General features: G+C 61.9%; 7 protein-coding genes. 3 read left to right on the top strand and 4 right to left on the bottom strand.

The window, feature by feature from the left end:
• Positions 1 to 174 precede the first annotated feature (174 nt).
• The 3 genes from LPA37_RS10820 to lptF are packed head-to-tail and all read right to left on the bottom strand — an operon-like array spanning position 175 to position 2831.
• Positions 175 to 549: a sirohydrochlorin chelatase gene (locus tag LPA37_RS10820; RefSeq protein ID WP_229012545.1), complete on the bottom strand. Its 375-nt coding sequence runs from the start codon at positions 547 to 549 to the stop codon at positions 175 to 177.
• A 29-nt stretch (positions 550 to 578) separates the two neighbouring features.
• The gene (lptG, locus tag LPA37_RS10815) at positions 579 to 1727 is read right to left on the bottom strand and encodes an LPS export ABC transporter permease LptG (protein ID WP_228973853.1); all 1149 of its coding nucleotides are present in this window, start codon (positions 1725 to 1727) and stop codon (positions 579 to 581) included.
• Positions 1728 to 1730: 3 nt separating this feature from the next.
• A complete protein-coding gene (gene lptF / locus LPA37_RS10810) occupies positions 1731 to 2831 on the bottom strand; it encodes an LPS export ABC transporter permease LptF (RefSeq protein WP_229012541.1) in 1101 nt (366 codons plus the stop codon).
• Between the two features lie 137 nt (positions 2832 to 2968).
• On the opposite strand from lptF, the gene LPA37_RS10805 reads away from it, so the two are divergent.
• The 3 genes from LPA37_RS10805 to LPA37_RS10795 all read left to right on the top strand — a co-directional run bounded on the left by LPA37_RS10805 (position 2969) and on the right by LPA37_RS10795 (position 5583).
• Positions 2969 to 4480 (top strand): leucyl aminopeptidase, encoded by a 1512-nt coding sequence (locus LPA37_RS10805; RefSeq protein WP_228973858.1) that lies wholly within the window; start codon positions 2969 to 2971, stop codon positions 4478 to 4480.
• A 49-nt stretch (positions 4481 to 4529) separates the two neighbouring features.
• A complete protein-coding gene (locus LPA37_RS10800; RefSeq protein ID WP_228973860.1) occupies positions 4530 to 4946 on the top strand; it encodes a DNA polymerase III subunit chi in 417 nt (138 codons plus the stop codon).
• Positions 4947 to 5025: 79 nt separating this feature from the next.
• The gene (locus tag LPA37_RS10795; RefSeq protein WP_228973863.1) at positions 5026 to 5583 is read left to right on the top strand and encodes a DUF2486 family protein; all 558 of its coding nucleotides are present in this window, start codon (positions 5026 to 5028) and stop codon (positions 5581 to 5583) included.
• A 49-nt stretch (positions 5584 to 5632) separates the two neighbouring features.
• Here the strand turns inward: LPA37_RS10795 and LPA37_RS10790 are convergent, their stop codons facing one another.
• Positions 5633 to 5965, bottom strand: a complete 333-nt coding sequence (locus LPA37_RS10790; RefSeq protein WP_228973865.1) for a c-type cytochrome — start codon at positions 5963 to 5965, stop codon at positions 5633 to 5635.
• Between the last annotated feature and the right edge of the window lie 35 nt (positions 5966 to 6000).

Raw genomic sequence — 6000 nt, 5'->3', positions numbered from 1 at the left:
CTTTTGCCTACTTTTCTTTGGAAGACGCCCCGAAGGAAGTCCCCTTGGGGGACAAAGAAAAGTAGGTGCCGCCCCGCACAGGGGCAACGCTAATAAACCAACACCAATTCAAGGAAAGGCCAAAAAAAAATCGTCGACCAGAGAAAGACCAAAAAGGCCAAAAAGACAGAAAAACTAAAAAACCTGCCGAAGGCAAAACCCAACAACAGCATCGAGGACAGCATCGTCCTCCCCCACCGCTGTGGAGCAGCGAATAACAACAGAGGGAAACTCACCGCGGCAGCGGTCAACAATAGAAGGCAAATCCTGCCTGACATGCCCACCTTGCCCAAAAAACACAGGCACGACAGTAATCACACCACACCCGGCAGCAACCTGCGAAGCAATAGCAGAAGGCAAATCCGGCGACATCAACTCAAGAAAAGCCAGCGAAACAGGCCCGGCATCTCCGCGCACAGCGGACAACTTCGCCACGAGGCGTTCAAAAGGCTCAGCCCACCGCGCGTCGCGCGCACCATGCCCGAACAGAACAATACCGTGCAGTGCCATCATGCAGATTCCGGCAAAAACCCACCGCGCTAGTGTCGATCAACCCACTTCAATCCGACCAACCCAAGCACCAGATAAATCAACCCAGGTGTCGCCGCCGTCAATGGCGCCGGCCATGTATTCAATGTGCCAATGTGCGAGAAAAGCGTGTTGAAGAGCTGGAAACTCATCCCAAGCATGATCCCGCCAAACACCTTCACACCCACCACGCCCGCACGCGTATGCAGATACGCAAACGGCAACGACAGCACCAGCATCACGAACACCGCAAATGGATACAGCAGCTTGCGCCACAACGCAATCTGGTAACGCTGTGTGTCCTGGTGATTCTCCGTCAAATGCTGGATGTAGCGGAAAAGATTGAACATCGACATCCGCTCGGGTGAAACCAGTAGCACCGAGAGAATCTGCGGCGTCAGCTCGGAACGCAGCGAATATTCAGGTAACGTCACCTGCTTCGCGCGATACACGGGGTTCAACGCATCGGTGGGTTTGGCACCGGCCGGCACGACGTCGATCAGCTGCGTATCGGTGACGTCGGTCAGTTGCCAGTGCCCCGGCGGCGCGTATTTGCCCGTCTTCGCGATCCGCACATTGGCCAGGCGAAACTGCGAATCGAACTCGTAAATGCGCACGTTGCTGATCGTCGCGTCCGGTCGCAATTCGCCGACGTTCACGAAGCGCGTCACCTGCTCGCCATCCGCGCGCGCAGTCAGTGTGTCCTTCACCCATACGCCCGATGCGAAGTTGCTCGAGACCGCGGAGCCCAGCGCCTCCAGGCGCACGCGCTCCGACAACTGATCCGTGTACGGACCGACGACTTCGCCGATCAGGTAGGTCAGGAACACCAGCGGAATGCCGATCTTCATCAGCGAGCGCAACGCCTGATTCGTCGCGAGGCCGGATACCCGGAAAATCGTGTACTCGGAATTCGCCGCCATCTGCGCAAACACGTAGATCGCGCTGATCAACGCGGCAACCGGAATGATTTCGTAGAAGCGGGAGGGCGTCTGCAGCGCGACCCGCAGCACCGCATAGCTGAACTTGTAGTTGCCGTGGCCGACGGAATTCAGTTCGTTGATCAGGTCGAAAAAGAAGAACAGGCCCGAAAACGCGAACAGAATGAAAATGAACGTGAGGTAGATCTGCCGTGCGAAGTACCGCTCATAAATACGCATCGGTCAGGCCCCCTGCGACGGACGCTGGAACATCGCCCGCGTGAACAGCGGCCGGTTGCGCACGCGCAGCCAGAACAGGAAGCCGACAATCGCGGCCACGATAATGTGCAGCCCGATGATCCCGACACCAAACGAAAGCTTGCCCTGCTCGATCCAGGATTGCACCACGTTCAACAGATTCGAATACGTCAGATAAATCAGCACCGCCATCACCAGATTGATCGTGCGGCTGCGTCGCGGATTCTGGTGCGCAAGCGGAATCGCCAGCAACATCAGGTTGATCGCGATCAGCGGCAACCCGGCGCGCCACGCGAATTCCGCCAGGTTGTCGTCCGTCGGATTGCGCAACAGGTCGAGCGTCGGCGTGCCGGTTGTCGTGGGCGTGCTCACCACGGGCTGGCTCTGGATCTTCACGCCATATCGCTCGAATTCCATGATGCGGAAATCCGGATGCCCGGGCTCGCCGTCGTAACGCCGGCCGTTTTCCAGCACGACAAAGCGGTCGCCGTTCTTCTCCGTTTCAGTGTGGCCGTTCTTCGACACGATCACGTTGACCTTGCCGTTTTCGGTGCTCGTCACAAAGACGTTCTCGACGTGGCCCTGATCGGGCGACATCTTCTCGATGAAGAACACACGGTGGCTTGCCGGCGATTCGCGGAACTGGCCCGGCGCGAGCATCGAAACTTCATCGCGCTGCTGGAAACGCGCGCGGATCAGCTTGCTCTGCTGGTTCGACCACGGCCAGCCGACGAACACGAAGAACATGATGAGAATGATGATCGGCGTCGAAAACACGGCGACCGGTTTGATGAGGCGCGTGAGGCTCACGCCCGACGCGTGCCACACCACCATTTCGGAATCTTTGTACCAGCGCGTGAGGACGAACAGGATCGACACGAAAAGCGTGGCGACGAGCATGATCGCCAGGTAGCCGATCACGGTGAGGCCGATCAGGACCAGGACGTCGCGCGGATCGATCTCGCCCGACGCGGCAAAGCCGACGATGCGGATCATCATCGTCGTCAGCACGAGGGTCAGCAGAACCATGAACACGGCACCAGCCGTATACGCGAGTTCGCGCTGGAGGGAGCGTTCGAAGATCATTGTTGATGAAGAGAGAGCGTGCCCAGGAAGTCGCCCGGGTTGTATGCCGTAACGCCTTCCTTGCAGCCGCCGCAGGAAAAATAGCGGATAATTGCGGCTTTCATCCTAAGCCCAGATTTTATCCGAGGACAAGCGCGATGGACTTTAGCATAAAAGCCTGTGATTGGAGCAAAGGCTCGTCAAACGGGTTCCTGACCGGAAAATCCGACTGCATCGTAATCGGCGTGTTCGAGTCGCAGACGCTTTCCGGTGCCGCTCTCGAAATCGATGTGGCAACCAAAGGTCTCCTCACCCGCATCATCAAGGCGGGCGATATGGACGGCAAGAGCGGCGCCACGCTGTTCCTGCACGAAGTCTCCGGCATCGGCGCGTCCCGCGTGCTGCTCGTGGGTCTCGGCAAACAGGATGCGTTCACACAGAAAGCTTACGGCGACGCTGTGCGCGCCGCATGGCGCGCGCTCCTCACCACGAAGGTCGTGCAGGTCACGTTCACGCTCGCGCAACTGCCGGTGCAGGAACGCACGAGCGACTGGAACGTGCGCGCCGCGATCCTCGCGCTGCGCGAACAGACCTACCGCTTCACGCAGATGAAGAGCAAGCCCGACAACAGCGTGCGGGCGCTCAAGCGCATCGTCTTCAGCGTCGACACCGTCGACGAAAAGGCCGCGAAGCTCGCCGCGAAGCAGGGCGCCGCGCTCGCCAGCGGCATGGACCTCACGCGCGACCTCGGCAATCTGCCGAGCAACGTCTGCACGCCGACCTGGCTCGCGAACACAGCGAAGAAGCTCGCGAAAGACTGGAAGCTGAAGGTCGAGGTGCTGGGCGAGAAACAGGCCGAGGCGCTCAAGATGGGCTCGTTCCTGTCGGTCACGCGTGGTTCGGTCGAGCCGGCCCAGTTCATCGTGCTGCAGTACCAGGGTGGTGCCGCGAAAGCCGCGCCGGTCGTGCTGGTCGGCAAGGGCGTGACGTTCGACACGGGCGGCATTTCGCTCAAGCCGGGCGAAAGCATGGACGAAATGAAGTACGACATGTGCGGCGCCGGTTCGGTGCTCGGCACATTGCGTGCAGTCGCGGAAATGGGCCTGAAGATCAACGTCGTCGGCATCATTCCGGCCGTTGAAAACATGCCGTCGGCGACGGCGACGAAGCCGGGCGACATCGTCACCAGCATGTCCGGTCTCACGATCGAAGTGCTGAACACGGACGCCGAAGGCCGCCTCATCCTGTGCGACGCGCTGACGTACGCGAAGCGTTTCAAGCCGGCAGCCGTGATCGATATCGCCACGCTGACGGGCGCCTGCATCATCGCGCTCGGCCATCACAACAGCGGTCTCTTCTCGAAGGACGACGCGCTCGCGGGCGAACTGCTGGACGCATCGAAGGAAGCGTCCGACCCTGCATGGCGTCTGCCGCTCGACGACGAGTACCAGGACCAGCTGAAGTCGAATTTCGCGGACATCGCGAACATCGGCGGCCGTCCGGCGGGTAGCGTGACGGCGGCGTGCTTCCTGTCGCGCTTCACCAGCGACTATCCGTGGGCCCACCTCGACATCGCCGGCACCGCATGGAAGAGCGGCGCCGCGAAGGGGGCGACAGGCCGTCCGGTGCCGCTCCTCGCGCAGTTCCTGATCGACCGCGCGGCGCAATGACGCGTCGCAGCACGAGCGTGGGTACACGTGTGGCAGCGCGGAGCGGGGCATGACGCGGATCGATTTCCACTCGAACGTCGGCGACGCGCTGCTGTATGCGTGCCGCCTGCTGCGCAAGGCGTATCAGGCGGGCCAGCCGACGGTCGTGCTGGCCGACGCCGCGCGGCTGCGCGCCCTCGACGAACAGTTGTGGACGTTCTCGCCGCTCGACTTCGTGCCGCACTGCATGGCCGGCAGCGCGCTCGCCGCCACCACGCCGATCGTGCTCACCGAGGATCTCGACGATGTGCCGCACCATCAGGTGCTGCTGAACCTGGGCGCCGGCGTGCCGGCGCAGTTCGCGCGGTTCGAACGGCTGCTCGAAGTGGTCGGCAACGCGCCCGATGAACTCGCGGCCGGTCGGGAACGCTATCGCTTTTACCGCGATCGCGGCTATCCTCTGAACAACTACAAGCAGGGCGGCTGAGTTCTGCGTTTGACGCAGGTACGCGGCGCCACGGCTTCGACTCATATCGGCTCGCCCGATCCATCGACGGAGTGTATTCGTGTCCCATTCCAGCGACAGCAAAGATAGCCACGACGAGGCGATTCCGCTTCTGACCGAAGTACTCGTCACCGGCAGTCCCACGCGGAGCCATCACGTACCGGCACCGGCGGCACCAGTCGATACGTTCGACGACGTGCCGGTGCTGGAAGACGTATTTGAAGCGCCCACGCCGAAGGACACGGCGCCAGCGGACACGCATGCACCTGAAGCCGTGGCTGCAGCGCCGGCCGATGCCGCACCGGTTGTTCCGGCGGCGGATCCCGTTACTCCGGCCGAAGCTGTTGCCGCGCCGTTGCCAGCCTCGACCAGCACGCCCAATACAACCGTCCCCAACGCCGATGCGCTCGCCGACCATCTACGCGGAAAGTTTACGGCTTACCTTCGCGGACCGGGGCAGGAAGTGATCGAGGAGCGCTGTCGCGCGGCGATGCAGGTCCACGCGACGTGGCTTGTCGGCCAGATCGCGAAGGAAGTGGGCGCGGTGCTCGAAGCGCAGATGAGCAACTGGGTGCGCGAAGCGGTGGAAGAAGAGCGCAGGCGTCAGTCCGGAGCGTGACCTGCGCGGCGGTCACCGGAATCGATGCTGGACGTGAGGCGCGGCTGGGTTACTTCAGCGAAAGGATCCAGGTCGCGAGCGCGACGGCCTGATCGGGTGAAAGCTGCGTATTGGCGGGCATCGGCACCGCGCCCCACACGCCCGAGCTCCCTTCGACGATCTTGTGGGACAGCCAGGTCACCGCGTTGCTGCGCGTCGCGTAGCGGGTCGCCACGTCGTGCAGCGCCGGCCCCATGAGCGGCCGGTTCACCGAATGGCAGCTCATGCAGTTCTGCGCTCTCGCGAGGGCAAGCCCGTCGCCCGGCGGTTCCTGTGCATGTGCCGTTCCGCCGACTGCCAGTGCGCCCGCAAGCGCCATTGCTGCATACGACTTCCGATTCATTCTGGTCTCCGCCGGTGCGTGTGCCGGACTTTTGG

Source organism: Paraburkholderia gardini (assembly GCF_907164545.1).
In the GTDB taxonomy this organism is placed as follows: domain Bacteria; phylum Pseudomonadota; class Gammaproteobacteria; order Burkholderiales; family Burkholderiaceae; genus Paraburkholderia; species Paraburkholderia gardini.
Note: the sequence above shows the minus strand (reverse complement) of the source record. Positions and strands in the feature narration are given on the sequence as shown.